The 25,547-nt window shown below is 63.2% G+C and carries 27 protein-coding genes and 1 tRNA gene; 4 read left to right on the forward strand and 24 right to left on the reverse strand.

Annotated elements, in window-relative coordinates; genetic code table 11:
• The first annotated feature begins 62 nt into the window (after window positions 1–62).
• Together plsY and dprA are read left to right on the forward strand one after the other, a co-directional pair.
• Window positions 63–644 carry a glycerol-3-phosphate 1-O-acyltransferase PlsY gene (gene plsY / locus FJ988_RS03705; protein ID WP_140815414.1) on the forward strand — a complete coding sequence of 194 codons (582 nt, stop codon included), beginning with the start codon at window positions 63–65 and terminating at the stop codon, window positions 642–644.
• On the forward strand, window positions 641–1,768 hold the full coding sequence (dprA, locus tag FJ988_RS03710; protein ID WP_140815415.1) for a DNA-processing protein DprA: 1,128 nt from the start codon (window positions 641–643) through the stop codon (window positions 1,766–1,768). The genes plsY and dprA overlap by 4 nt, the downstream gene beginning before the upstream one ends.
• A 26-nt stretch (window positions 1,769–1,794) precedes the next feature.
• On the opposite strand, the gene FJ988_RS03715 is transcribed toward dprA, so the two are convergent.
• The 3 genes from FJ988_RS03715 to FJ988_RS03725 all read right to left on the reverse strand — a co-directional run bounded on the left by FJ988_RS03715 (window position 1,795) and on the right by FJ988_RS03725 (window position 3,613).
• Complete coding sequence (locus FJ988_RS03715) at window positions 1,795–2,940, reverse strand: hypothetical protein (RefSeq protein ID WP_140815416.1); 1,146 nt, start codon at window positions 2,938–2,940, stop codon at window positions 1,795–1,797.
• A 261-nt stretch (window positions 2,941–3,201) separates the two neighbouring features.
• A complete protein-coding gene (locus tag FJ988_RS03720) occupies window positions 3,202–3,384 on the reverse strand; it encodes a hypothetical protein (RefSeq protein WP_140815417.1) in 183 nt (60 codons plus the stop codon).
• A gap of 153 nt (window positions 3,385–3,537) precedes the next feature.
• Window positions 3,538–3,613 (reverse strand) — tRNA-Lys (locus FJ988_RS03725).
• 291 nt (window positions 3,614–3,904) lie between these two features.
• Between FJ988_RS03725 and FJ988_RS03730 the strand changes: the two genes are divergently transcribed.
• The gene (locus FJ988_RS03730; protein WP_140815418.1) at window positions 3,905–4,372 is read left to right on the forward strand and encodes a BA14K family protein; all 468 of its coding nucleotides are present in this window, start codon (window positions 3,905–3,907) and stop codon (window positions 4,370–4,372) included.
• Window positions 4,373–4,440: 68 nt separating this feature from the next.
• Here the strand turns inward: FJ988_RS03730 and glpK are convergent, their stop codons facing one another.
• From glpK to FJ988_RS03810, 16 genes are all read right to left on the reverse strand, one after another.
• A complete protein-coding gene (glpK, locus tag FJ988_RS03735; protein WP_140815419.1) occupies window positions 4,441–5,934 on the reverse strand; it encodes a glycerol kinase GlpK in 1,494 nt (497 codons plus the stop codon).
• An 86-nt stretch (window positions 5,935–6,020) separates the two neighbouring features.
• Complete coding sequence (locus FJ988_RS03740; protein ID WP_140815420.1) at window positions 6,021–7,748, reverse strand: ABC transporter substrate-binding protein; 1,728 nt, start codon at window positions 7,746–7,748, stop codon at window positions 6,021–6,023.
• Window positions 7,749–7,825: 77 nt separating this feature from the next.
• The gene (locus FJ988_RS03745) at window positions 7,826–8,113 is read right to left on the reverse strand and encodes a DUF2160 domain-containing protein (protein ID WP_140815421.1); all 288 of its coding nucleotides are present in this window, start codon (window positions 8,111–8,113) and stop codon (window positions 7,826–7,828) included.
• A 2-nt stretch (window positions 8,114–8,115) separates the two neighbouring features.
• Window positions 8,116–9,024 carry a carbohydrate ABC transporter permease gene (locus FJ988_RS03750; protein WP_140815422.1) on the reverse strand — a complete coding sequence of 303 codons (909 nt, stop codon included), beginning with the start codon at window positions 9,022–9,024 and terminating at the stop codon, window positions 8,116–8,118.
• A 3-nt stretch (window positions 9,025–9,027) separates the two neighbouring features.
• Window positions 9,028–9,894 carry a carbohydrate ABC transporter permease gene (locus FJ988_RS03755; RefSeq protein WP_140815423.1) on the reverse strand — a complete coding sequence of 289 codons (867 nt, stop codon included), beginning with the start codon at window positions 9,892–9,894 and terminating at the stop codon, window positions 9,028–9,030.
• Window positions 9,895–10,962 (reverse strand): ABC transporter ATP-binding protein, encoded by a 1,068-nt coding sequence (locus FJ988_RS03760; RefSeq protein ID WP_140815424.1) that lies wholly within the window; start codon window positions 10,960–10,962, stop codon window positions 9,895–9,897. It lies immediately after the preceding gene.
• A 10-nt stretch (window positions 10,963–10,972) separates the two neighbouring features.
• Window positions 10,973–12,052: an ABC transporter ATP-binding protein gene (locus FJ988_RS03765; RefSeq protein ID WP_140815425.1), complete on the reverse strand. Its 1,080-nt coding sequence runs from the start codon at window positions 12,050–12,052 to the stop codon at window positions 10,973–10,975.
• A gap of 40 nt (window positions 12,053–12,092) precedes the next feature.
• A complete protein-coding gene (gene glpD / locus FJ988_RS03770; protein ID WP_140815426.1) occupies window positions 12,093–13,619 on the reverse strand; it encodes a glycerol-3-phosphate dehydrogenase in 1,527 nt (508 codons plus the stop codon).
• A 126-nt stretch (window positions 13,620–13,745) separates the two neighbouring features.
• On the reverse strand, window positions 13,746–14,513 hold the full coding sequence (locus tag FJ988_RS03775) for a DeoR/GlpR family DNA-binding transcription regulator (protein WP_140815427.1): 768 nt from the start codon (window positions 14,511–14,513) through the stop codon (window positions 13,746–13,748).
• Window positions 14,514–14,606: 93 nt separating this feature from the next.
• Entirely contained in the window at window positions 14,607–16,019 is a 1,413-nt protein-coding gene (locus tag FJ988_RS03780) for an aspartate aminotransferase family protein (RefSeq protein WP_140815428.1), read from the reverse strand.
• Between the two features lie 100 nt (window positions 16,020–16,119).
• On the reverse strand, window positions 16,120–16,851 hold the full coding sequence (locus FJ988_RS03785) for a peptidase (protein ID WP_140815429.1): 732 nt from the start codon (window positions 16,849–16,851) through the stop codon (window positions 16,120–16,122).
• A gap of 31 nt (window positions 16,852–16,882) precedes the next feature.
• The gene (locus tag FJ988_RS03790; protein WP_140815430.1) at window positions 16,883–17,677 is read right to left on the reverse strand and encodes a transglutaminase family protein; all 795 of its coding nucleotides are present in this window, start codon (window positions 17,675–17,677) and stop codon (window positions 16,883–16,885) included.
• Window positions 17,678–17,687: 10 nt separating this feature from the next.
• Window positions 17,688–18,629 (reverse strand): alpha-E domain-containing protein, encoded by a 942-nt coding sequence (locus FJ988_RS03795; RefSeq protein ID WP_140815431.1) that lies wholly within the window; start codon window positions 18,627–18,629, stop codon window positions 17,688–17,690.
• 135 nt (window positions 18,630–18,764) lie between these two features.
• Complete coding sequence (locus FJ988_RS03800; RefSeq protein WP_181183413.1) at window positions 18,765–20,177, reverse strand: circularly permuted type 2 ATP-grasp protein; 1,413 nt, start codon at window positions 20,175–20,177, stop codon at window positions 18,765–18,767.
• A 166-nt stretch (window positions 20,178–20,343) separates the two neighbouring features.
• Window positions 20,344–20,580: an Lrp/AsnC ligand binding domain-containing protein gene (locus FJ988_RS03805; protein ID WP_140815432.1), complete on the reverse strand. Its 237-nt coding sequence runs from the start codon at window positions 20,578–20,580 to the stop codon at window positions 20,344–20,346.
• Between the two features lie 70 nt (window positions 20,581–20,650).
• On the reverse strand, window positions 20,651–21,433 hold the full coding sequence (locus FJ988_RS03810; RefSeq protein ID WP_140815433.1) for a DsbA family protein: 783 nt from the start codon (window positions 21,431–21,433) through the stop codon (window positions 20,651–20,653).
• On the opposite strand from FJ988_RS03810, the gene FJ988_RS03815 reads away from it, so the two are divergent.
• Window positions 21,412–21,831 (forward strand): DUF4864 domain-containing protein, encoded by a 420-nt coding sequence (locus FJ988_RS03815; protein ID WP_140815434.1) that lies wholly within the window; start codon window positions 21,412–21,414, stop codon window positions 21,829–21,831. The two genes, FJ988_RS03810 and FJ988_RS03815, sit on opposite strands and share 22 nt — an antisense overlap.
• A gap of 9 nt (window positions 21,832–21,840) precedes the next feature.
• Here the strand turns inward: FJ988_RS03815 and FJ988_RS03820 are convergent, their stop codons facing one another.
• From FJ988_RS03820 to FJ988_RS03840, 5 genes are read right to left on the reverse strand one after another with little or no spacing between them, the layout of a single operon-like run.
• Complete coding sequence (locus tag FJ988_RS03820) at window positions 21,841–22,566, reverse strand: SDR family NAD(P)-dependent oxidoreductase (protein ID WP_140815435.1); 726 nt, start codon at window positions 22,564–22,566, stop codon at window positions 21,841–21,843.
• 55 nt (window positions 22,567–22,621) lie between these two features.
• Window positions 22,622–23,752: a tRNA guanosine(34) transglycosylase Tgt gene (gene tgt, locus FJ988_RS03825; protein ID WP_140815436.1), complete on the reverse strand. Its 1,131-nt coding sequence runs from the start codon at window positions 23,750–23,752 to the stop codon at window positions 22,622–22,624.
• Entirely contained in the window at window positions 23,745–24,014 is a 270-nt protein-coding gene (locus FJ988_RS03830) for a hypothetical protein (RefSeq protein ID WP_140815437.1), read from the reverse strand. Before FJ988_RS03830 ends, tgt begins: the two co-directional genes overlap by 8 nt.
• Window positions 24,004–25,092, reverse strand: a complete 1,089-nt coding sequence (gene queA / locus FJ988_RS03835; RefSeq protein ID WP_140815438.1) for a tRNA preQ1(34) S-adenosylmethionine ribosyltransferase-isomerase QueA — start codon at window positions 25,090–25,092, stop codon at window positions 24,004–24,006. Before queA ends, FJ988_RS03830 begins: the two co-directional genes overlap by 11 nt.
• The gene (locus FJ988_RS03840) at window positions 25,092–25,541 is read right to left on the reverse strand and encodes a DMT family transporter (RefSeq protein WP_140815439.1); all 450 of its coding nucleotides are present in this window, start codon (window positions 25,539–25,541) and stop codon (window positions 25,092–25,094) included. The genes queA and FJ988_RS03840 overlap by 1 nt, the downstream gene beginning before the upstream one ends.
• Window positions 25,542–25,547: the final 6 nt, after the last annotated feature.

The following is a 25,547-nucleotide window of genomic DNA, read 5'->3' on the forward strand; positions in this document are numbered from 1 at the left end:
TATATCAGAATACCACTACCTTTGAGCGAGCGGCCAAGGCAACAAGAAGCATGGGGGAGACAATGGGTTACGCGCTGGCACTGATCTTCGGCTATCTGCTGGGCTCGATCCCGTTCGGGCTGTTGATCACCCGCGCGGCCGGGCTTGGCGACGTGCGCAAGATTGGCTCCGGCAATATCGGCGCGACCAATGTCCTGAGGACAGGCAACAAGGGCCTTGCCGCCGCAACGCTGCTGCTCGACGCGCTGAAGGGCACGGCGGCCGCTCTGATCGCCGGCCATTTTTCACCGGACTTCGGCCTATTGGCTGGCTTTGGCGCTTTCCTCGGCCATCTCTTTCCCGTCTGGCTCGGCTTCAAGGGCGGCAAGGGCGTCGCCACCTATCTCGGCGTGCTGATCGGGCTCGCCTGGCAAGGCGCGCTGGTCTTCGCGGTCGTCTGGCTGGCGATCGCGTTCCTGTTCCGCTACTCGTCGCTGGCGGCGCTGATCGCGGCGGTGGCCGTACCGATCGCGCTCTACTTTATCACCACACCTGAGATCGCGGGGCTGTTCGCGGTGATGAGCTTGATCGTCATCATAAAGCACCACGCCAACATCTCGCGGCTGATGGCCGGCACCGAGGGCAGGATCGGAGCCAAGGGATGAGCGCGCCGGCTGCCGGCCCGCGCCTCAGCGACCGGCAGCGTCTTGCCTGGCTTCGCCTGATCCGCACGCCGAATGTCGGCCCGGCCTCGTTCCGCGAGTTGATCAACCGTTTCGGTTCGGCGGAGGCGGCGTTGGAGATGCTGCCGGAGCTGATGATCTCGGGCGGCGCGAACCGCATCATGCGCATTCCCGCCGTCGCCGAGGCCGAAGCCGAACTGGAAGCGGCCCGCCGCGCCGGCGCCCGCTTCATCGGCATCGGCGAGGCCGACTATCCGCCGATGCTGAAGCGCATGGACAACCCGCCGCCGCTCATCGCCGTGAAAGGCGAAGGCGCAGTGTTCCGCCTGCCGGCGGTGGCCATCGTCGGCGCTCGCAACGCTTCGCTGGCCGGCATCAAGATGGCGCGCATGCTGGCCGGCGATCTCGGCCGCGAAGGCTACGCCATCGTTTCGGGCCTGGCGCGCGGCATTGACACGTCAGCGCATAAGGGCAGCATCTCGACCGGCACGGTCGGCGTGCTGGCGGGCGGCCTCGATGTCCCCTACCCGCCCGAAAATGCCGGCCTCAGCGACGAGATCGCCGACCGCGGCGGCGCCGTTGTCTCGGAAATGCCGTTCGGCTGGCAGCCGCGCGCCCAGGATTTTCCACGTCGCAACCGCCTGGTCGCCGGCCTGGCGCTCGGCCTGATCGTGGTCGAGGCGGCGCAGCGTTCCGGCTCGCTAATCAGCGCCCGCCTCGCTAACGAAATGGGCCGGCTGGTCTTCGCCGTGCCCGGCTCGCCGCTCGATCCGCGCGCCGCCGGCTGCAACGCGCTGCTGAAAGACGGCGTCACGCTCGTCACCGAGGCCGCCGACGTGCTCGGCGCCTTGGCGCCGCTTGCCGGCCCCCGCGCTGCCCGCGGCGCGCCGCTGGCCGAGGCGCCGGACCTCTCAACTATTCCGCCGCCCCGCGAGGATCAGCGCGCCGATGTGCTGGAAGCGCTCGGGCCGACGCCGATCGCGGTCGATGAGATCATCCGTCACACCGGCTTGAGCGCCGCGCAGATCTCGATGGTGCTGCTGGAACTCGATATTGCCGGGCGGCTGGAGCGCCACGCCGGCGGGAACGTGTCGCTGCTTGCGTGAGACGCCGCCGCTCAGTCTGAGACCTGCTACCGGAACAGATATTTCGACACTTCCGGATTGCCCCGGCGCCACATCACATTGTCCAGGAAATAATGGTGCACGTTGATGAAGATCAGCACGATGAAGAAGAACAGCGAGGATCCAAGCACCTGCTTGTCATAGGGCACCAGGGCGGTCAGCACGAATGGGATCAGCCAGAAGCCGAGATAGCCGAGCGCGGCGCCGCCGGCGATGAAGCCCAGCACACGCAGCCGGTAGCGCGGGCCTAGCACCGACAAAATCCTCGGCTCGGGATCGCTGACAGCATCCTGGCCGTCGCGCTCGACATTGGTCTGGTAGCGCCAGACCACCGCGAGATATTGCAGCGAATGCAGTGCCGGCACGACGAGCAGCCAGAGCGGGTTGATCCTGGCGATCAGGATCCACAGATAGAGCGAGGCGACATAGGCGATGATGCCGTTATACGGCAGGCCGCCACCATTCTTGCGCCAGCGATTGCCGAGCATCAGAAGCGTGGCCGCGGTGGATGCGACGGCCGCCACCAGGGCTATGTCGGCGATCCATGACGGCGCGGCGAATGTGTAATATTGCAGGCCGTAATACTGCCCCTCGGTCACCGCCGTGTTGGTTTGCAGCCAGGCCAGGATCCACACCGCATAGGAGTTGACCAGAAGCACCTTCTTGTCGCGCCCGTCGAAGAATTTGCGCTTCAGCACGGCATCGACCATTAGCATGCCGTATCCTTGTTTGACGTAGTGCCAGCCGACGAAGAAGAACATCGCATTGGCGGCAAGTCCGAGCAGCCGCGTGTTCGAGGTCGCTGCGCCATAGGCGAAGAACAGCGCCATGATGACCGGCACGACGATGCCGGCGAACCCGTAGCGAAGCTGCAGGCTCCGGTCATATCCGTCGCCGCGCAGCTTGCGGCCGAAATTGCGGTAGAAGATCTGGTAGGAATGAGCGAAATGCGGATAGTTCACCGCATAGGCAACGAGCACCATCGTCGCGGCGAGCGGACCTTCGAAGTCGCGCGGCACCAGGAACAGGATCGGCAGGATCAGGAAAGCGCTACCGCCGAGCATCAGGAAGTCGGCGACAGGCCCGAAGAGATATTTGCCGGGCGGCGTCGCCGCCTTGGGGGGTGCGGTATCTACCGAAAGGTCAAGTGCCATGGTCGAACCCTCCCCTTGAGGAGGTCGATTTTAACTATCGACCAGCCTGCCGACAAGTTGAGGTACCGAACGATCCAGGCCTGAATGGGTCATAAGCACGCGACAGATGCGCTGCCACGCGCGATATTTCCGCTTGCAGGCTTATGAGCGCCGAACTTGTGAAAAGCCGAAGGCGTGCACTCCGACGGTTTCTCCAACGCCTGTGGCGCCTTGGCTTGAGCCGAGCCGCCACAGCGACTGAAGGATCAGCAGTGTTTCTCGCTACTCTGTCTTCGGCGGCACTTCTTTCTTGATCTCGGTCGATGTCGCCGTGTCGGACTTGTCGACGCTCGCCGTTGTCTGCGTGTCTACCGATGCCTGCACCTTCGAGTGGCCGGGGCATTCCGCAGATGCCGAGGATATGGACAGGCCCAACCCGGCGGCTAGTGCGAGGAAGGCTTTCATCGTCTCCTCCTTGTTCGCCTCACTGACGCAACGTAACCCACCTGCGGCGGACCACAAAATCACTTTAATCGCCTCCTCGATACCGTCGGCCGACTGCACACGGAAACGATTAGCAATTGCTCGCAATGCAAATAATTGATTTTATTGATTTCTTGGTGAGCGCGATGGGATTCGAACCCATGACCTACTGATTAAAAGTCAGTTGCTCTACCGGCTGAGCTACGCGCTCCCGCGGGCTCATGAATGCCGCCCTCGAAATTGCGCGGAACATAGGGAGAGTGCCGCGGCGGGTCAACCGGAAAAAGCGGGCTTTGAGGCTTGGCTTTTCCCGCGCATCTGCGCTGCTCCCACTGTGAAGCTCGCCGCCTGCGCGGCAGATCAATCCTGCTGCGCCAAACGAGATTACCCGGCCGGAAGAACATTACAAATCAGCAACTTGGGAGTTCGCCAGGAACCATTGCCCAGTCTCCTCGTTTCCCCATCACCAAGGGACGCCTAACCACCCCTTAAGGAGATACAAATGAAAAAGATCGTCTCAGGCTTGCTTGCCGCCACCTTGTCGGTTTCGTTCGCGGCGGCCGCCGCGGTGCCTGCCAATGCCGCTCAGGTGTTTGTCCCGCAGGCATCGTCCGCCTCGCCTGACATCCAGAATGTCGAGGCCCGCAACGGCGATGTCCAATGGAAACATCGCAATTGGCGCGGCGGCCAGCGCTTCTCGCGAAACGACGGCGCCTTCTGGAATGGTCATCGCGGCTACCGCGAATACCGCCACGGCTATCGTCGGCACGGCGAGTACTGGTTCCCGCTTGCCGCTTTCGCCACCGGCGCGCTGATCACCGGCGCGATCGTCAACAGCGAGAACAACCGGGTTTACCGCGGCGATTCGCATGTCCAGTGGTGCTATGATCGCTACCGCTCGTACCGCGCCTCGGACAACACCTTCCAGCCCTACAACGGCCCGCGTCAGCAGTGCATGTCGCCCTACTGACGGCCTCCAGTCAGTAAACAGGGTCGTTGACGGAGCCCGTGCCTCGAGAGGCACGGGCTCTCTCTTTGCTAATTGGTACTGAGCGTCCTGCGCACCGCATCGCGCCATCCGGCGAGCTTCGCCGAGCGCGTCCTGGCATCCATCTCCGGCTTGAAGCGCCGCTCGAGCGCCCAGCTCTTGGCGAAGTCCTTCGCCTTCGGCCACACGCCGGCCTTCGATCCGGCAAGCCAGGCAGCGCCCAGCGCCGTCGTCTCCAGAATCGTCGGGCGATCGACTGGCGCGTCGAGAATGTCGGCCAGCCGCTGCATGGTCCAGTCGGAGGCCACCATGCCGCCGTCGACGCGAAGCACAGTCTTGGCGGATGCCCCCTTCCAGTCCTTGCGCATGGCGTCGAGCAGGTCGCGTGTCTGGTAGGCGACGGATTCCAGCGCCGCGCGGGCGAACTCCGCCGGGCCGGAATTGCGAGTCAGCCCATAGATCGCGCCGCGCGCCTCCGCATCCCAGTGCGGAGCACCCAACCCAACGAAAGCTGGCACCAGATAAACGCTCTGAGCCGGATCCGCCTCGGCGGCCAGCGTGCCGCTATGCTCGGCCCTGCCGATCACCTTGATGCCGTCGCGCAGCCATTGCACGGCGGCGCCCGCGATGAAGATCGAGCCTTCCAGCGCGTAGGTGGTCTTGCCGTTCAGCCGGTAGGCGATGGTGGTGAGCAGCCGGTTCTTCGAGCGCACCAGATCCGCGCCGGTGTTGAGCAGCGCGAAGCAGCCTGTGCCGTAGGTCGACTTCATCATGCCCGGCTCGAAACAGGCCTGGCCGATGGTCGCCGCGTGCTGGTCTCCGGCGACGCCGAGGATTCTTATCTCAGCGCCGAACAGGCTTTTCTCGGTGACCCCATAGTCGTCGGCGCAGTCCTTCACCTGCGGCAACAGCGCGGCCGGGATGCGCAGGATCGAAAGCAGTTCGTCGTCCCAGACATTCTTCTCGATGTTGTAGACCAGCGTGCGCGAGGCGTTGGTTGCATCGGTGGCGTGAACCTTGCCGCCGGTCAGCCGCCAGATCAGGAAACTGTCGATGGTGCCGGCGAGCAACTCGCCCTTCTCGGCGCGTTTTCTGGCGCCCTTCACCTTATCCAGCAGCCAGGCGATCTTGGTGCCGGAGAAATAGGGATCGAGCAGCAGGCCGGTCTTCTTCGTGAATGTCTTCTCCAGCCCCTGCTTCTTGAGCTTTTGGCAAAGCGGCGCCGTGCGCCTATCCTGCCAGACGATCGCATTGTCGATCGGCTTGCCGGTCGCCTTGTCCCAGATGACGACCGTCTCGCGCTGATTGGTGATGCCGATCGACTCGACGTCCGAAGCCGAACGGCCAGCGGCTTTCAACGCGGATTTCACCGTGGCGAGAACGCTCGCCCAGATGTCTTCCGGATCATGCTCGACCCAGCCGGAGGCCGGATAATGCTGCGCGAACTCCTGCTGTCCAGTGCCGGCGACTTTCATCTTGTCGTCGAACAGGATTGCCCGGGTCGATGTCGTGCCCTGGTCGATCGCCAGCACAAATCCGCTCATTCCGCTTCCTCCTCATGCAACAGGGGAGGCGGCAAGCCGCCTCCCCTGCATTTCCTACATGGGCGCGTACGCCCATGTCATCCGAGTTACTTCTGCCAGCTCTTGACCAGCTCGTCATAGTTGACGGTGATCGGCTTTTCCTTCTCGTTCTCGATCTTGAGCTGCGGCGCGAGATTGCCCTTCTTGACCGCGTCGGCGTTCCAGAAGGCGAGGTCATGCTCTTCGGCCATCTTCGGGCCGATATCGCCCTGGACGCCCGACTTCTCGATGCGGGTCATGACCTTTTCCTGCTCGGCGCAGAGCGAGTCCATCGCTTCCTGCGCCGTCTTGGCGCCGGACGAGGCATCGCCGATCGCCTGCCACCAGAGCTGTGCCAGCTTCGGATAGTCAGGCACGTTGGTGCCGGTCGGCGACCACTGGATACGGGCCGGCGAGCGGTAGAACTCGATCAGGCCGCCGAGCTTCGGCGCACGTTCGGTGAAGCTCTTGTCGTGGATCGTGCTCTCGCGGATGAAGGTCAGGCCGACATGGCTCTTCTTGACGTCGACCGTCTTCGAGGTGACGAACTGCGCGTAAAGCCAAGCGGCCTTGGCGCGGTCGGTCGGGGTCGACTTCATCAGCGTCCAGGAACCCACGTCCTGATAGCCGAGCTTCATGCCGTCCTTCCAGTAGACACCATGCGGCGACGGCGCCATGCGCCACTTCGGCGTGCCGTCGTCGTTCATCACTGCTTTCGCACCCTCATTGACCATCGAAGCGGTGAAGGCGGTGTACCAGAAGATCTGCTGCGCGACCGCACCTTGCGCCGGCACCGGGCCGGATTCGGAGAAGGTCATGCCCTGGGCTTCGGCCGGAGCGTAGGCCTTCAGCCAGTCGAGATACTTCTGGATCGAGTAGACGGCTGCCGGGCCATTGGTGTCGCCGCCGCGCGCCGTGCAGGAGCCGACCGGCCGCGAATTCTCGTCGACCTTGATGCCCCATTCATCGACGGGCAAGCCGTTCGGGATGCCCTTGTCGCCATTGCCGGCCATCGACAGCCAAGCATCGGTGAATCGCCAGCCGAGCGACGGGTCCTTCTTGCCGTAGTCCATGTGGCCATAGACCTTCTTGCCGTCGATCTCGCGGCCGGTGAAGAATTCGGCGATGTCCTCATAGGCCGACCAGTTGACCGGCACGCCGAGGTCGTAGCCGTATTTGGCCTTGAAGTCGGCCTTGTTCTTCTCGTCGTTGAACCAGTCGTAGCGGAACCAGTAGAGGTTCGCGAACTGCTGGTCGGGGAGCTGATAGAGCTTCTTGTCCGGCGCGGTCGTGAAGGAGGTGCCGATGAAGTCCTTGAGGTCGAGGTTCGGGTTGGTGACGTCCTTGCCGTCGCCTTCCATCCAGTCGGTCAGGTTGCGTACCTGCTGGTAGCGCCAGTGCGTGCCGATCAGGTCGGAATCGTTGACCCAGCCGTCATAGAGGTTCTGGCCGGTCTGCATCTGGGTCTGGATCTTCTCGACGACGTCGCCTTCCTGGATGACGTCATGCGTGATCTTGATGCCGGTGATTGCCGTGAAGGCCGGCGCCAGCACCTGCGATTCATACTGGTGCGTTGCGATGGTTTCGGAGACGACCTTGATGTCCATGCCGGCGAACGGCTTGGCAGCGTCGATGAACCACTGCATTTCCTTTTCCTGGTCGGCGCGCGAAAGCGTCGACAGAGGGCCTATCTCCTTGTCCAGAAAGGCTTTTGCCTCGTCCATACCGGCATAGGCATGGCCCGCGCCGATGAGCAGCACGAGGGCGGTCGTCGATGTTAGAAATTGCCGTCGCATAGTGTCTCCTCCAATTGAGTTTACAGTTCCGAACTGGTGCGGCCAGCCTTCCACGCGGCCGCACCAGCATTCCCCCTCTATACGTATCGGAACACGCCTATGGCGTAGACCACGGAGAGAGCGAGAGCCCACCACAGGTTGGGTCCGACGAGACCCAGCCAAGCGAGATGGATAAAGGCGCTGCCAAGCAGCGAAACGAAAAGGCGGTCGCCGCGCGTCGTCTCGAAGCGCAGCACGCCGACGCGCGGATTGCCGCCGGGCGAGACATATTCCCAAAAACCCATGCCGCAGAGCATCAGCGCAATCACGATGAAGAAGGCGGCCGTCGGCCACGTCCACGCCATCCAGGAGAAGTCGAGATTCATGGTCACACCCTCCCCAGGGCGAAGCCCTTGGCGATGTAGTTGCGGACGAACCAGATGACCAAAGCGCCTGGGATCAGTGTCAGCACGCCGGCGGCGGCGAGCAGGCCCCAATCCATGCCGGCGGCCGACACGGTGCGGGTCATGGTGGCGGCGATCGGCTTGGCGTCGGTGGTGGTCAGCGTGCGCGCGATCAAGAGTTCCACCCATGAGAACATGAAGCAGAAGAAGCAGGCGACGCCGATGCCGCTGGCGATCAGCGGCATGAAGATCTTGATGAAGAAGCGCGGGAAGGAGTAGCCATCGATATAGGCGGTCTCGTCGATCTCCTTCGGCACGCCTGACATGAAGCCCTCGAGGATCCACACCGCCAGTGGCACGTTGAACAGGCAGTGCGCCAGCGCCACCGCGATATGGGTGTCGATCATGCCGAAGGCCGAATAGAGCTGGAAGAACGGCAGCGCGAACACCGCCGGCGGCGCCATGCGGTTGGTCAAAAGCCAGAAGAACAGATGCTTGTCGCCGAGGAAGCGGTAGCGCGAGAAGGCATAGGCGGCCGGCAGCGCCACCGCGACCGAGATCACCATGTTCATCACCACATAGGTGATCGAGTTGATGTAGCCCGAATACCAGGACGGGTCGGTCAAGATGGTGCGGTAGTTGGCCAATGTCGGATTGTGCGGGAACAGCGTCAGCGACGACACGATCTCCGCATTGGTCTTGAAGCTCATGTTGATGAGCCAGTAGATCGGCAAGAGCAGCGCGACGATGTAGAGCGTCGGCACGATCCACCACCAGCGCGATTCCTCGCCGCGGCGGCGCATCAGCTTTGCCACCTCGTCCTGCGACAGCGTGCTCTCGACCTCGGTGACTGCCGTCTCGCTCACGCGCGTCGTCTCGTTGGCGCCCGCCATCTCTCAGCGCTCCGCGTCGTAGTTGGTCATCACGGTGTAGAACACCCACGACAACAACAGGATGATGAGGAAGTAGACCAGCGACATCGCCGCCGCCGGGCCGAGGTCGAACTGCCCGAGCGCGGTCTTTACGAGGTCGATCGACAGGAAGGTCGTCGAATTGCCGGGACCGCCGCCGGTGACGACGAAGGGCTCGGTGTAGATCATGAATGAGTCCATGAAGCGCAGAAGCACGGCGATCAGAAGCACGCGCTGCATCTTCGGCAGCTGGATGTAGCGGAACACTGCCCAGCGCGAGGCGCCGTCGATCTTGGCTGCCTGGTAGAACGCGTCCGGGATCGAGACCAGGCCGGCATAGCAGAGCAGCACGACCAGGCTGGTCCAGTGCCAGACATCCATGATGATGACGGTGACCCAGGCGTCGAACGGATCTTGGACATAGTTGTAGTCGAGGCCAAGCGCATTGACGTAGTAGCCGAGCAGGCCGATGTCGTTACGGCCGAAGACCTGCCAGATCGTACCGACGACGTTCCACGGGATCAAAAGCGGCAGCGCCATCAGCACCAGGCAGACAGGCACGCCCCAGCCCTTCTTCGGCATGTTGAGCGCGATGAAGATGCCGAGCGGCACTTCGATGGCGAGAATGATGAAGGAGAAGATCAGGTTGCGCACCATCGCTTCCCAGAAGCGGTCGGATGCGAGCAGCTCCTCGAACCACTCGGTGCCGGCCCAGAAGAAGACGTTGTTGCCGAACGTATCCTGCACCGAATAGTTGACGACGGTCATCAGCGGGATGACGGCCGAGAACGCCACCAGCACCAGGACCGGCAGGACAAGGAACCAGGCCTTGTTGTTCCAGGTCTTTTCCATCTACACCCCCATCTCGACGCGCCAGGAATCGGCGTAGATGTTGATGCCGGCCGGATCGAAGCGGACTTTCGCATCGGCCGGAACCTCATCGTCCTCGCCGATCACGGCGGCGATCTCGCGGCCTTCGAGATTCGCGCGCACCACCTTGTGGCGGCCGACATCCTCGACCTTGCTGACCTGCACGGCCATGCCTTCGCGGCCGAGCCGCACATATTCGGGGCGGATGCCGAGCTCGACCGTGCCGGCCTCCGCCTTGGGCACGCCGGGCAGTTCGATGCGCTGCGCGCCGAGTGTCGCGGTCCTGCCTTCCAGCGCCACCGGCAGCACGTTCATGCCGGGCGAGCCGATGAAATAGCCGACGAAAGTATGGCGCGGCCGCTCGAACAATTCGGCCGGCGTGCCGATCTGGACGATGCCGCCGTCATACATCACCACCACCTGGTCGGCGAAAGTCAGCGCCTCGGTCTGGTCGTGCGTGACATAGACCATGGTGTAGCCGAAGCGGCGATGCAGCTGCTTCAACTGCGAGCGCAGCACCCACTTCATATGCGGGTCGATGACGGTCAGCGGCTCGTCGAACAGGATGGCGTTGACGTCCGAGCGCACCAGGCCGCGTCCAAGCGAAATCTTCTGCTTCTGGTCGGCGGTCAGCCCGCGCGCCTTTCTGTTCGCCATCGAGGCGAGATCGATCATGTCGAGCGTCTCGCGCACCTTGCGGTCGACATCGGCCTCCGGCACGCGGCGGTTGCGCAGCGGGAAGGCCAGATTGTCGTAGACGGTCATGGTGTCGTAGATGACGGGGAACTGGAACACCTGCGCAATGTTGCGTTCCTGCGTCGACAGGTTGGTCACGTCGCGGCCGTTGAACAACAGCTTGCCGTGCGAGGGATGCAGCAGGCCCGAGATGATGTTTAGCAGCGTGGTCTTGCCGCAGCCCGACGGCCCGAGCAGCGCATAGGCGCCGCCGTCCTCGAAGGTGTGATGCACTTCCCTCAGCGCGAAATCGGAATCCTTCTGCGGGTTGGGCAGGTAGGAGTGGCGGATATGGTTGACCTCGATGCGCGCCATCTGATGCTCCTCAGGCCGCCAGCTTCGACGCCGTCACGGCGCGACCGTTCTGGTCGAAAACCATGATGTGGCGCGGGTCGATGAACACCTCGACCTCGTGATCCGTTTCGAAATCGAGGATGCCATGCGCCAGCATCACCCAGCGCGCGTCGGCGAAGTCGAGATGGACAAAGCTTTCCGAGCCGGTGATTTCGGTGATGGTGACCTTCGCACGCACCGGCACGGCGCCGGCGCCGGGACGTTCGAGCGACAGGTGATGCGGCTGAAAGCCGATTGTGTAGCTGGCATCCGCAATGCCTGTGAGCTCCGGCGGCACCGGCAGCTTCACGCCGCCTTCCAGCAGGAAGTCCGAGCCCTTCTTGGCCAGCACGATGGTGTTGAGCGGCGGGTCGGCGAAGGTGCGCGCCGTCACCAGGTCGACCGGCTTGCGGAACACTTCGACCGTGGGGCCGAACTGAGTGACGCGGCCCTCCGACAGCGTTGCCGTGTTGCCGCCGAGCAGCAGCGCCTCATGCGGCTCGGTCGTGGCGTAGACGAAAATGGTGCCGGCGGCGGCGAACACTTTCGGCAGCTCGGCGCGCAATTCCTCGCGCAGCTTGTAGTCGAGATTGGCCAAGGGCTCGTCGAGCAGCACCAAGCTGGCATTCTTGACGATGGCGCGCGCAAGCGCGGTGCGCTGCTGCTGGCCGCCCGACAGATTGAGCGGCGTGCGGTCGAGATAGGGCGTGAGCTTCAGGAGCGCCGCCGCGTTGCGCACTTCCTTGTCGATCTTCGCCTGCTCGACCCCGGCGACCCGGAGCGGCGAGGCGATGTTTTCATAGACCGTCATCGCCGGATAATTGATGAACTGCTGGTAGACCATGGCGACGTTGCGCTGCTGTACCTTCTGGCCGGTGACGTCCTTGCCGTCGAACCACACCGAGCCGGAGCTCGGCTTGTCGAGGCCGGCCATCAGCCGCATCAGGCTGGTCTTGCCGGACAGCGTCGGCCCGAGAAGGACATTCAGCGAGCCGTGCTGAAGGGTGAGCGAGACGTCGCGGATATGCTCCTGCGCCCCCACCGTCTTCGTCACGTTTCTCAGTTCCAGCATCACGCCTCCTCCAAGGCTTTACGCATCGGCGGTCGAACTCTCACTCGGCCGCCGCGACGTGGCGGCTGCTCAGCCCGCGCATGAACTCTTCCAGGGCCGCTGTCTGCTCGCGGTTGAAATGCAGGCCGCGCTTGGTGCGGCGCCACAGCACATCCTCGGCGGTGACCGCCCATTCGTGCTCGACCAGATAGCGGACTTCCGTCTCGAAAAGGTCGGCGCCGAAGTTGCGGCCGAGATCGGCATTCGACTTGGCCAGGCCGAGCAGCTTCTCGGCACGCGTGCCGTAGAGCCGGGTCAAGCGGCGCGCCAGCCGCTGGTCGAGGAACGGATAGGCGGCCTTCAGCCTGGCGACCTGCGCGTCGAAGCCGGTCGCGGGGAAATCGCCGCCGGGCAGCGGCGCGTCATGCGTCCACGGCTTGCCGCGCTTGCCGAGAAAGCCTTCGATCTTTTCCAGCATCGATTCCGACAACCGGCGGAAGGTGGTGATCTTGCCGCCGAAGGCGTTGAGCAAGGGCGCAGCGCCCTCCCCGCCATCGGCCTTCAGCACATAGTCGCGCGTCGCTTCCTGCGCCTTCGAGGCGCCGTCGTCATAGAGCGGACGCACCGCCGAATAGGTCCAGACGATGTCGGCGCGCTTGACGGGTTGCGCGAAATATTCGCTCGCCGCGGCGCACAGATAGTCGACCTCGGCGTCCGAGATCTTCACATCATGCGGATCGCCGGGATAGTCGCGGTCGGTGGTGCCGATCAGCGTGAATTCTTCCTCGTAAGGAATGGCGAAGATGATGCGGCCGTCCTTGTTCTGGAAGAAATAGGCGCGCGGGTCGTCGAACTTCTTGTTGATGACGATGTGGCTGCCCTGCACGAGGCGGACATTGTGGACGTCGTTCTGGCCGACGGCAGTCTGCAGCACGTGATCGACCCAAGGTCCGGCGGCGTTGACCAGCAGCCGCGCGCGCACCTCTTCGGTTTCACCGCTGAGCACATTCTGCACCCTCACGGTCCAGGTTGCTCCATCGCGCCGCGCGCTGACGACCTTGGTGCGGGTGCGAATGATTGCGCCACGATCCGCCGCGTCGCGAGCATTGAGCGCTACCAGGCGGGCGTCGTTGACCCAGCCGTCGGAATATTCGAAAGCCTTGTGGAACAGAGGTTTGAGCGGCTTGCCGGCCGGATCCTTGGCCATGTCCAGTGTCTTGGTCGGCGGCAGAAGCTTACGACCGCCGAGATGGTCGTAGAGGAAAAGCCCGAGCCGGATCAGCCAGGCGGGCCGCAAACCTTTGGCGTAAGGCAAAACGAAGCGCATCGGCCAGATGATGTGCGGCGCGTTCTTCCATAGCACCTCGCGCTCCATCAGCGCTTCGCGCACCAGCCGGAACTCGTAGAATTCGAGGTAGCGCAGGCCGCCATGGATCAGCTTGGTCGAACCGGACGAGGTCCCACTCGCCAGGTCGTTCATCTCGGCCAGATAGACCGAGAAGCCGCGGCCGACGGCGTCGCGGGCTATGCCGCAGCCATTGATGCCGCCGCCTATGACGAAAATGTCATGGATCGGAGATGCGTCCAAAATTTCCTCCAACGATTTCGCATTGCACTATTTTTGTGTTTTACGAAACCGTGTCGGAATTATTTCGAACTAAAAGCGAATGTCAAACGAAATATCACAGCTGCGTGAGATGATCGTGAAGTGGTTCTATCCGAGCGCAGTTTCGATCAAACGAACCTCGGTCTCCTCGCAGATGCGGCGGATCGAGGGGATCTCACAACGGTCGGTGATGAAGGTGTTCACCTGCGAAAGATGGCCGATGCGAACCGGCGCCGTGCGCTCGAACTTCGTCCGGTCCGAAACCAGAATCACATGACGGGCATTGGCGATGATAGCCTGGGCCACCTTCACCTCGCGAAAATCGAAGTCGAGCAGCGCGCCGTCATGGTCGATCGCCGAAGCGCCGATGACGGCATAGTCGACCTTGAACTGGCGGATGAAATCGACGGCCGCCTCGCCGACAACGCCGCCGTCGGAACCGCGCACGACGCCGCCGGCGATCACCACCTCTATCGAAGGATAGATGCGCATCCTATTGGCAACATTGATGTTATTGGTGATGACCATAAGCCCGCTATGGTCGAGAAGCGACTTCGAGACGGCCTCCGTCGTGGTGCCGATATTGATGAACAGCGAGGCGTTGTCGGGGATCAGCCGTGCTGCGGCGCTGCCGATCGCTTCCTTCTCGTCGGCGGCGATCTTACGCCGCGCCTCATATTCCATGTTCTCGATGCCGGACGGAAACAGCGCCCCGCCATGGATCCGGGTGAGCAGCCGCTGGTCGCACAGATCGTTGAGATCCTTGCGGATGGTCTGCGGCGTCACGTTGAAATGCGTCGCCAGATCATCGACCAGAACCCGTCCGTGATCCTTCGCCATCTGGATGATTTCGGCATGGCGTTGCGACAGAAACATCGCGCTTCTCCCCATTTTCGTTTTTCACTTCTATAAGCGAAAACGAAAGCAGTGAAAAGGCGATAGGCCGGCTAATGAATTTGGTCGTCCGCCTCAGCCCAGACGCCGCGCAACCTGGATGATGACGTCGAAAGCCGCTTCGACATCCGCTGCCGTCGCCTCGAACTGCCCCGCCTGGAAGCGGATCGCCACGCGTCCGTCGACCTTGGTCTGCGTAAGGTAGATCCGCCCGTCCGTGTTTATGGCATCGACCAGGCGCAGATTGTGCTCGTCGGGATCCGTGCCAAAAGGCGCGCGGTGCCGGAACGAAAACAGCGACAGCATCGGCTCGCTGGAGAGCTCGAAATCCTTCTCCCTGGCCAGCCGCTCGGCGAGGCCCTCGCTCCAGGCGACATGGTTGCGGATCATTTTGCGTAAACCTTCGAGCCCATGCGCGCGCAGCAGGAACCAGAGTTTCAGAGCCCGGAAGCGGCGGCCGAGCGGCACCGACCACTCCGAATAGTTGATGATGCCGTCATGGCCGCGCGTCTTCAGATAGTCCGGCTTGATCGCCAGCGTACGCACCAGGTCTTCGGGCTCGCGCACGAACTGGATCGAGCAGTCGAACTGGGCGCCAAGCCATTTATGCGGGTTGAAGACGATGGAATCGGCGCCTTCGACGCCGGCCCAAAAATGCCGGTATTCAGGGCAGATCATCGCCGATCCGGCCCAGGCGGCGTCGACATGCAGATAGAGCCCGTGGCGTTTGGCAATTGCAGCGACGGCCGCGATGTCGTCGGTGCCGCCGGTGCTGGTGCCGCCGACGCAAGCGATGATGCCGGCAGGCAGCAGCCCCGCTGCGCGGTCGGCGACGATCGCGGCTTCAAGCGCCGCCGTATCCATGGCGCGAAACCGTCCGGACACGGGAATCCGCACCAGATTGTCCTCGCCGATGCCGGCGACCCAGATGGCGCGATCGATCGAGGTGTGGACCTGGTCGGAAGAATAGACGCGCAGCCTCCCTTGCCCGGCCAGGCCCTTCTTGTTGCCCTGCCAGTCGAGCGCCCGCTCGCGCATGGTGAGCACCGCGGCAAGCGTCGCCGACGACGCCGAATCCTGGATGACGCCGGAAAAACCCTCAGGGAGGCCAAGCGCCTGGCGCATCCAGTCGACGATGCGCGTCTCTAGTTCGGTCGCCGCCGGAGAGGTCTGCCACAGCATGCACTGTGCCGCCATCGCCGAGACGAGATATTCGGCCACCACCGAGACGGGCGCCGCATTGGCCGGGAAATAGGCGAAGAAGCGCGGATGCTGCCAATGCGTCATGCCGGGCACGATCTTCTCCTCGAAATCGGCAAAGATCTTGTCCATCGGCTCGGCGGTCTCTGGCGGCGAAGCTTCAATGCTCCTGAAAATTTCGCCAGGCGCGATCGCCGGGCGCACCGGCCGGTCGCGCAGGCCGGCACGGTAGTCTGCGCCCCAGTCGGCCGCCCGCCGCGACCAGTCGCGGAATGCATCGTTGTCCATGTTTCCTCCCAGCACCGGCCGAGAACCGGTCGGCGAGCCAATTTCCGATATTGATTAACATGTTAAATATAATTGCGCAACCGATGCCGAGCAGCGAGCCCTACCCCGGAAAATCCGGCAGGCTGGCAAAGGCGGTCTTCAAGGCGTTCGACCAGCCGTCGGAGATGGTGCGGTAATAAGGGTCGTCATGGCCGATCCGCTTTTTCAAGCCGACCCTGTAAGCGTCCTTCTCAAGGAAGAGCAGATCCAGCGGCAGGCCGACCGACAGGTTCGACTTCAGCGTCGAATCGAAAGACACCAGAAGCAGCTTCACCGTCTCGGCCAGGCTCATCGCCCGGTCATAGGCGCGGATGATGATCGGCTTGCCGTATTTGGTCTCGCCGATCTGGAAGAACGGCGTGTCGTCGGTCGATTCGATGAAATTGCCTTCCGGATAGATCATGAACAGCCGTGGCGGGCTGCCTTTGATCTGGCCGCCGAGGATGAAGGAGGCGTTGAAATAGGAGTCCGCCTTGTCTCCGGCCGGCGAGGCATGAGCGATCACTTCCTTCACCGTGTCGCCGACCAGCCGCACCGTCTGGTACATGGACGGCGTCTCGAGCAGCGTCATGTGGCGCTCGCCCATCGCCTTGTTGCGCTCGTCGAGCAGGCTGACCACAGCTTGCGTGGTGGCGAGATTGCCGGCCGACATCAGCACGATGACGCGTTCGCCCGGCTGTTCCCAGATATGCATCTTCTTGAAGGTCGAGATCGAATCCATGCCGGCATTGGTGCGCGTGTCCGACATGAACACGAGCCCGCGATCGATCTTGAGGCCAACGCAATAGGTCATGATTCTCTTTAACAGCGAATCTCGTCAGAGATTACTGCTCGACCGTGACGGTGACGGCAAGCTTCTCTTCCGCCTGACCCAGCACTATCCCCGACACAGGCGACGCATCGCGATAGTCGCGGCCGATCGCCACGCGCACATAGCGCTCGTCCGGAGAGATACCGTTCGCAGGGTCGAAGGCAACCCAGCCGAGCCCGGCAACATGGGCTTCGGCCCAGGCATGGCTCGCCGCCTGTTCGGCGCCGGCGTCCATCATCAGATAGCCGCTAACATAGCGGGCGGGAAAACCCATCGCCCGCGCCGTGGCGGCGAAGATATGGCTGTGGTCCTGGCAGACGCCACTCTTCAGCGCCAGCGCCTCTTCCGCGGGCGTCACGACGCTGGTGGCGCCGGGCTTGTAGGCGACGCACTCGCCGATCTTGCCCATCAGCCGGTGCAGCCGGTCGATATCGGAACCCTCGCCGACCGAACCGGCAAGGGCGCGAATACCATCGCCGGCGGTGGTCAACGGCGTCTGCTGGCCGAACAACCAGAGCGGCGCGAAACCCTGGTGCGGACCCGACACGCCCGTCGTATCGCGCGTCGTCACCTCGCCGGTCGCTTCGAGCGTGATGGTGTTGTGGCCGCCTTCGGTGCTGACCAGGCGCGTGTCATTGCCGAACTGGTCGGCAAACCGCACCTCTTCGCGCGCGCCGTCGACCTTGACCGCCCACGAGGTCACCGTCTGCGTATGCCCGCTCTGCGGCAGCAGGCGCAGGCGCTGCAGCAAATATTGCACCGGCGCGTCGTAGCGGTATTCGGTCCGGTGGGTGATCTTGAGCCGCATGGCGCCCGCCTCAGAAGAAACGATAGTCCTGGGCGATCTCGTCGCCCAGCCTGGTGTTGTCGCGAATGAATTCGGCCAGGAACTCGTGCAGGCCGTGGTCGAAAATGTCCTTGATCGAGCCGCGCCGCAACGTCGTCTGGATTTTTTCCGCCGTCGCGTGACAGGCATGGCGTTCGCCATAATCATCGCCGAGGAATTTCAGATGCTCGCCGAGGAAGCGGTAGCAGAAGGTCAGCGAACGCGGCATGCGCACGTTGAGGATCAGATAGTCGGCAATGTTGGTCGGCTTGTAGTCGGCTTCATAAACCCAGCGATACGAGCGGTGCGCCGATACCGAGCGCAGGATCGATTCCCACTGATAGTTGTCGAGCGTCGAGCCGACCCAGGACAGCGACGGCAAAAGCACGTAGTATTTTACGTCGAGGATGCGCGCTGTGTTGTCGGCGCGCTCGACATAGGTGCCGAGCTGCGAGAAATCGAAGATCTCGTTACGCAGCATGGTGCCGTAGAACGAGCCGCGGATCAGCGCCGTCTCGCGCTTGATCGCATCCAGCACATTCGGCAGGTCGCGCTCGTCGATCGGCCTGGCCAGCATGCGCTTCAGCGCCATCCAGGCCTCGTTGATGCTTTCCCAGGTCTCGCGCGTCAGCGCGGTGCGCACCATGCGGGCATTGTTGCGCGCCGTCTCGATAGACGACATCGTGCTCGACGGGTTGGACGTATCGCGCAGCAGGAAGTCGGAAACGTTGGCGGCGGTGTAGTCTTGGTATTTCTGCGCGAAAGCGTAGTCGGAGCCGGCGCTGAGCAGCACCGAATTCCATTCCTCGGCGGCACTCTGCGTGCGCGTCAGCGCCATGCGCAGGCCGGCATCGACCAAGCGCGCCATGTTTTCGGCCCGCTCAATATAGCGGTTCATCCAGTAGAGACCGTTGGCGGTGCGGCCGAGAAGCATGGGAAGGCCCTTCGGGCTAGTGAGTGGTGAATAGCGAGTAGGGAGCAGTAAATACTTGAATTTCAATGGAATATGGCATTCCCCGTCCCCTATTTTCTACTAGTGCCCGCTGTCTACTCACTACTGACTACTCACTCAGTCATCCAGCACCCACGTGTCCTTCGTCCCGCCACCTTGCGAGGAATTGACGACTAGCGAGCCCTGCTTGAGCGCGACGCGGGTCAAGCCACCGGGCACGATCTGAATACGGTCGGAAACCAGCACATAGGGCCGAAGATCGACATGCCGCGGCGACAGGCCCTTTTCGGTCAGGATTGGGCAGGTCGACAGCGCCAGCGTCGGCTGCGCGATGTAGTTTGAGGGCTTGGCCTGCAGCTTCTTGGCGAACTCCTGGCATTCCTTCTTGGTCGCCGCCGGGCCGACCAGCATACCGTAGCCGCCGGAGCCGTGCACTTCCTTGATGACCAGCTCGCTGATGTGCTCGAGCACATATTTCAGGCTGTCGGGCTCCGAGCAGCGCCAGGTCGGGATGTTGCCGAGGATCGCCTTGCGTCCGGTGTAGAACTCGACGATCTCGGGCATATAGGAATAGATCGCCTTGTCGTCGGCGATGCCGGTTCCCGGGGCATTGGCGATGGTGATGTTGCCGGCGCGGTAGACATCCATGATGCCCGGAACGCCGAGCGCGGAATCCGGCCGGAAGGTCAGCGGATCGAGGAAGTTGTCGTCGACGCGCCGGTAAAGCACGTCGATCTGCTTGTAGCCTTCGGTGGTGCGCATCGCGACATGCCCGTCGACGACGCGCAGATCCTGCCCCTCGACCAGCTGCACGCCCATCTGGTCGGCGAGGAAAGCGTGTTCGAAATAGGCCGAGTTGTAGGAGCCCGGCGTCAGCACGGCGATGGTCGGCGCTCCCTTGGTGCCTTGCGGCCGCACCGCTGCCAGCGATTGGCGCAGAAGCTGCGGGTAGTTCTCGACCGGCCTGACCTTGATCTTCTGGAACAGCTCCGGGAATAGCTGCATCATCGTCTCGCGGTTCTCCAGCATGTAGGAGACACCGGACGGCGTGCGGGCATTGTCCTCCAGCACGTAGAATTCGTTTTCGCTGATCCGCACGATATCGACGCCGATGATATGCGTGTAGACGCCGGCCGGCGGCCGCACCCCGATCATCTCGGGCAGAAAGGCCTCGTTCTTGGCGACCAAATCCTTCGGCACGCGCCCAGCGCGCAGGATCTCCTGACGGTGATAGATGTCGTCGAGAAAAGCGTTCAGCGCCTGCACGCGCTGCTCGATGCCTTGCGTCAGCCGGCGCCATTCCTGGCCTGACAGGATGCGCGGAACGATGTCGAAGGGGATCAGCCGCTCGGAGGCTTCCTGCTCGCCATAGACGGCGAAGGTGATTCCGGTCTTGCGGAAGACGCGCTCGGCGTCCTGCATTTTCTGTGTAAGCCTGGCCGGATCCTGCTCCTTCAGCCAGCGGTCATATCCCTCGTAAGGTCTTCTCAATCCGGAAGTTTCCGGAAGCATTTCGTCGAACGCTGGCAATCGCTTACTCCCTCTGAAGCCATTTCACTGGCCCTGCTGGAGAAAATCAAGCGCAATCGGTGATTTGGCAGGCGGCGGCGGCCACTCTATACAAATTGCCTATTTTTGGGGCACGGGCCACAGGGTCGGGTCAGCGCCTGCTTGCCCGTCGGGCATTGCGGAACGGTCAGAACGCCCGGAAGGTGACGATGGTGAAGGTGTCCTTGATTCCCGGCAGGATCTGCACCTTCTCGTTGACGAAGTGGCCGACATCTTCCTCGTCGTCGATATAGAATTTGGCGAGCAGGTCGAAGTTACCGGCGGTCGAGTAGATCTCGGAGGCGATCTCGGCATCGGCAAGCGCGCTGGCAACGTCATAGGATTTGCCGAGATCGCATTTGATCTGCACGAAAAACGCCTTCATTGCCCGGTCCTGCCAGCCTGCTTCATAGATAAGCGGCCCTTGTGGCAGACTGCCGCCCGGCTTTCAAGCTTCAGCCGGCGCGCGCCTTGGCGACCGCTTGCCGCAATTCGTCGACCGGCATGCCACGCTGGTAGAGTTTGCCGCCAATGACGAGCGCCGGCGTGCCTTTCAATCCAAAAGCCCTGGCTTGAGCGCTGTTGCGGGCAAGAACTGCTTCCAGCCCCGGCCGGCGACTGGCCAAACGCTGTCGAACCACGGCCACATCGACGCCGACGGAAGCAAGGATTTCGTCGGTGCGATGCGGCGACAGCCCACGCTGGTTGGTCATGAGCGCACTAACCGCCGCCGCATAGCGTGAACCGGCCGACAGCGCCATCAGCGCCGCGTCGTGCGAGGCTTCTCCGAAGATCGGCCAGTCCTTCATCACCAGGCGTATGCCTTTGTCTTCGGCCATCAGCTTCCGAAGTTCGATGAAGACGAGCTTGCAGATCGGGCACTGATAATCGACGAACTCGGCGATGGTCACGTCGCCCTTCGGATTGCCGAGCGCCGGCGCTGCCACGGCCCAACCCGGTAGTGCCACAACCAGGGCAAGGCTTGCGCCGCTTTTGAGAAAATGGCGCCGATCGATTGGCCGTTCGAGCATTTCCACCTCCCGGGAAATACGCCGGCCCACCCCGATCGCACCATGGGCCTTGCGTCTTAACGACTTCCTAAGCCCGGCGCGGCGTGGCGGCGATACGGCAAAATCTTCGGTCGTCGATGAAACCGCGGCGAACCGCCGAGCGTATGTTAGATTAAATTCGCAAGCGAGTTCCGGGGAGGCAGGCCATGCGCCGCGCACTGTTCGCATTAGCACTGATGCCAATCTTCTTGGCCTCGTTCGCCTTTGCCGGCGACGCCGAGATCAAGGCCGCGCAATCGGCCATAGACGGCCAGTTGAAAGCCTTCATCGCCAATGACGGCGCCACCGCCTACAGCTTCGCCGCGCCGAACGTGAAGCAGATCTTCCCGACAGTCGACACCTTCATGAACATGGTGACCAACGGCTATGCGCCAGTGCGCAAGCCCCAATCCTATTCCTTCGGCAAGGTCGAGCAGACTGGTCCGGGCTCGATCATCCAGCAGGTGCTGATCGTCGGCCCCGACGGCAAGGACTATGAGGCTGTCTATACGCTGCAGCAGCAGCCGGACGGCAGCTTCAAGATCACCGGCTGCAGCCTGCGCGCCTCGACCTCGGTCAGCACTTAGGGCGGCCTTTCAGTAGCGCGCCCTGCCGCCTGACATATCGAACACCGCGCCTGTATTGAAGCTGACGGCATCGGAGCAAAGCCAGAGCACCAGCGCCGCGACCTCATCGACGGCCCCAAGGCGCTTAAGCGGACTTGCGCCGATCATGTCGCTGACGACCTCATTGCCAAGCCGCCTGATAAGGTCGGTGTCGATCGGACCGGGCGCCACGCAATTGACGCGGATATCGGTGTCGTTCACCTCGCGCGACAAGGCCTTGGTGAAGGAGATGATGCCGGCGCTCGCCGCCGAATAGGCAGCAAGGTTGGGCAATCCCTCCTTGCCTGCAAGCGACCCCATGTTGACGATGCGGCCGCTGCCGGCCTTACGCATGACGGGCAAAACCTGGTGTGTGACCTCGAACGTGCCGATGAGATTGACCCCGATGATGCGCTGCCATTGCGCCGGTTCAAACGCTTCGAAGCTGCGATATGGACCGAGATAGCCCGCATTGTTGACGAGAATGTCGACCCGACCGGTCGCCGCGATAACGTCCCGAAGAGCGTCTGCGATATCGCTTGCCTTCGTCACGTCTACGGTCTGGCTACGGGTTCCGTCGAATGGAACTGGATCGGCATCCCAAATCCAGACATCGGCTCCGAACCGCGCCAACTGTCCGGCCACGGCCTTGCCGATGCCTCTTGATCCACCCGTCACGATCGCCTTCTTGCCGGCGAAGTCGAATGTCACAGCCATGGCTGACCCCCGAAGCGTGACTCTGCTCCCCGGCAGACCCTCCGTCAATCGGCGGCTAGATCACCGGAATATCGCCCCTCGCCCAGCCTTCCGTAATCTCTGCGGCGCGCGCCTCGAAGGCCTGCGCCTCGATTGCCGCGCGAATGTCCTGCATCAGCGTCTGATAGTAGGACAGGTTGTTCCAGGTCAGCAGCATGGCGCCAAGTGCCTCCTGCGAGCGCACCAGGTGATGCAGATAGGCGCGCGAATAATCGCGCGCGGCCGGGCAGCCGCTTTCCTCGTCGAGCGGACGCGGGTCGTCGGCGTGGCGGGCATTCCTCAGATTGACTTTGCCGCGCCGCGTATAGGCAAGGCCGTGTCGGCCGGCGCGCGTCGGCATCACGCAGTCGAACATGTCGATGCCGCGCGCCACCGATTTCAAGATATCGTCCGGCGTGCCGACGCCCATCAGATAGCGCGGCTTTTCCGCAGGCAGCTCCGGGCAGGTGATATCGAGCATTTCGAGCATCACCGCTTGCGGTTCGCCGACGGCAAGGCCGCCGACGGCATAGCCTTTGAGTTCCATCGCCTTCAGCGCCTGTGCCGAACGCACGCGCAGGGGCGCGCTGTCGCCGCCCTGCACGATGCCGAACATTGCCTTGCCGGGCTGGTCGCCGAAGGCCGTCTTGCAGCGTTCGGCCCAGCGCAGCGACAGCTCCATGGCGCGCTCGATCTCCTTCGGCTTGGCCGGCAGCGCCACGCATTCGTCGAGCTGCATCTGGATATCGGAATCGAGCAGGCCCTGGATCTCGATCGAGCGCTCCGGCGACATTTCGTAAGGCGCACCGTCGATATGCGAGCGGAAGGTGACGCCCTTTTCCGTCAGCTTCCTGAGCTTCGACAGCGACATAACCTGGAACCCGCCGCTGTCGGTCAGGATCGGCCACGGCCAGCGCGCAAACTCGTGCAGGCCGCCGAGCCTTGCCACCCGCTCGGCGCCCGGTCGCAGCATCAGATGGTAGGTGTTGCCTAAGATGATGTCGGCCCCGACGCCGCGCACCTGGTCCATATACATGGCCTTGACCGTGCCGCCGGTACCGACCGGCATGAAGGCCGGCGTGCGGATCTCGCCGCGCGGCATCGAAACCAGGCCGCGCCTGGCCTTGCCGTCGGTTGCCAGCAGCTTGAAGGAAAAAGTCTCAGCCATTGAATTCCTTGTCGTGCACCGGCGCGTGAGGCGCCTGCTCGTCGAGCGACTGCCGGTAGCGGATGCAGCCGCGCATGAATTTCTCCCAGGGCGGCACGGCGATCGCCGGCTCGATCTTCTCCGGCAGCAGGTTCCACAGGTCGGGGTGATGCCAGCACAGATCGTGCCCGGTCGTGTCGCGATGCGCCCGAATGGCGGCGCGCAGCGTCTTCACTTCGGCGATCAGCGCATCGCGGTCCATATTCTCCAGATCATCGTCCATCGCTCGTCTCCGCCCGGAAAAGCAGGCTGGCATCGCCATAGGAATAGAACCTGTAGCGGTTTGCGATGGCATGCGCATAGGCCGAACGCATCGTCTCCAGCCCGCTGAAGGCAGAGACCAGCATGAACAGCGTCGAGCGCGGCAGGTGGAAATTGGTCATCAGCATGTCGGCCGTACGGAACCGGTAGCCAGGGGTGATGAAGATGTCGGTCGGCCCGGACCAGGCTTCGACCGTGCCGTCTTCGCGCGCGGCGCTCTCGAGCAGGCGCAGCGACGTCGTGCCGACGCAGATGATGCGCCCTCCCCGCGCCTTGGCCGCGCTGAGCGCCGCCGCCGTCTCCGGGCTCACCGAGCCGATCTCCGCATGCATCTTGTGATCGGTCGTATCGTCGGCCTTCACCGGCAGGAAGGTACCGGCGCCGACATGCAGCGTGACGAAGCGGCGTTCGATGCCCTTGGCGTCGAGCGCCGCGAACAGCGCCGGCGTGAAATGCAGGCCGGCGGTGGGCGCCGCGACCGCGCCCTCCTCCCGGGCATAGATCGTCTGGTAGTCGGCGCGGTCGCGCTCGTCGTCATCGCGCTTGGAGGCGATGTAAGGCGGCAGCGGGATGTGGCCGACCGCATGCAGCGCCTCGTCGAGGAACGGCCCGGACAAGTCGAAGCCGAGCAGCGCCTCGCCCGCCTCGCCCTTTTCGAGCACGGTGGCGTCGAGCTGGCCGAGGAAACAGGAATTGCCGTCATGGCCGAAATGGATGCGGTCGCCGGCGGCGATGCGCTTGCCGGGCCGCATGAAGGCCTGCCAGCGGTCCGGCGCGACCCGCATATGCAGCGTCGCCTCGACCTGCGCCTGCGCCTCGCCGCGCTTGCGGATGCCTTTCAATTGCGCCGGGATGACCTTGGTGTCGTTGAACACCAGCACGTCGCCTTCGCGCAGCAGTGCCGGCAATTCGTTCACGATGCGGTCCTGCAGCGCTTCGCCGGGCCTGACGACGAGCAGCCTGGCGCCGTCGCGCGGCTCGGCGGGACGCAGCGCAATGCGCTCCTCCGGCAGGTCGAAGTCGAAAAGGTCAACGCGCATCAGTAGAGCCGGACGAGCAGCGCCCCGGCCAGCAGCAGAACGGCGCCAGCAATACGGCCAAGCGAGATTTCGCGCACCGCGACGCCGAGGAAGCCGGCGCGGTCGACAAGCATGCCGGCGATCAGTTGTCCGGCGACCAGGAAGGCCATCAGCGCCGCCGCGCCGATGCGCGGCGTCAGGATGGTGGACATGGTGACGTAGAAGCCGCCCAGCACGCCGCCGGCGACGAACAGCCAGGGCGCGGGCGCCTTCCAGTCGAGCGAGATGCCCTGCAGCTTGACCACCAGCACCGAGATGATGCCAAGAACAATGGCGCCGGACAGGAAGGAGAAGGCGGCGGCCGCGACCGGAAGGCCGAGACCGCGCGCCAGCTGCGAATTGATTGGCGCCTGGATGGCGATGAACGCGCCGGACAGGATGCCGAGCAGGGACCAGACTGCGCCCATCACCGTTTG

The organism is Mesorhizobium sp. CU3 (assembly GCF_006442965.1).
In the GTDB taxonomy this organism is placed as follows: domain Bacteria; phylum Pseudomonadota; class Alphaproteobacteria; order Rhizobiales; family Rhizobiaceae; genus Mesorhizobium.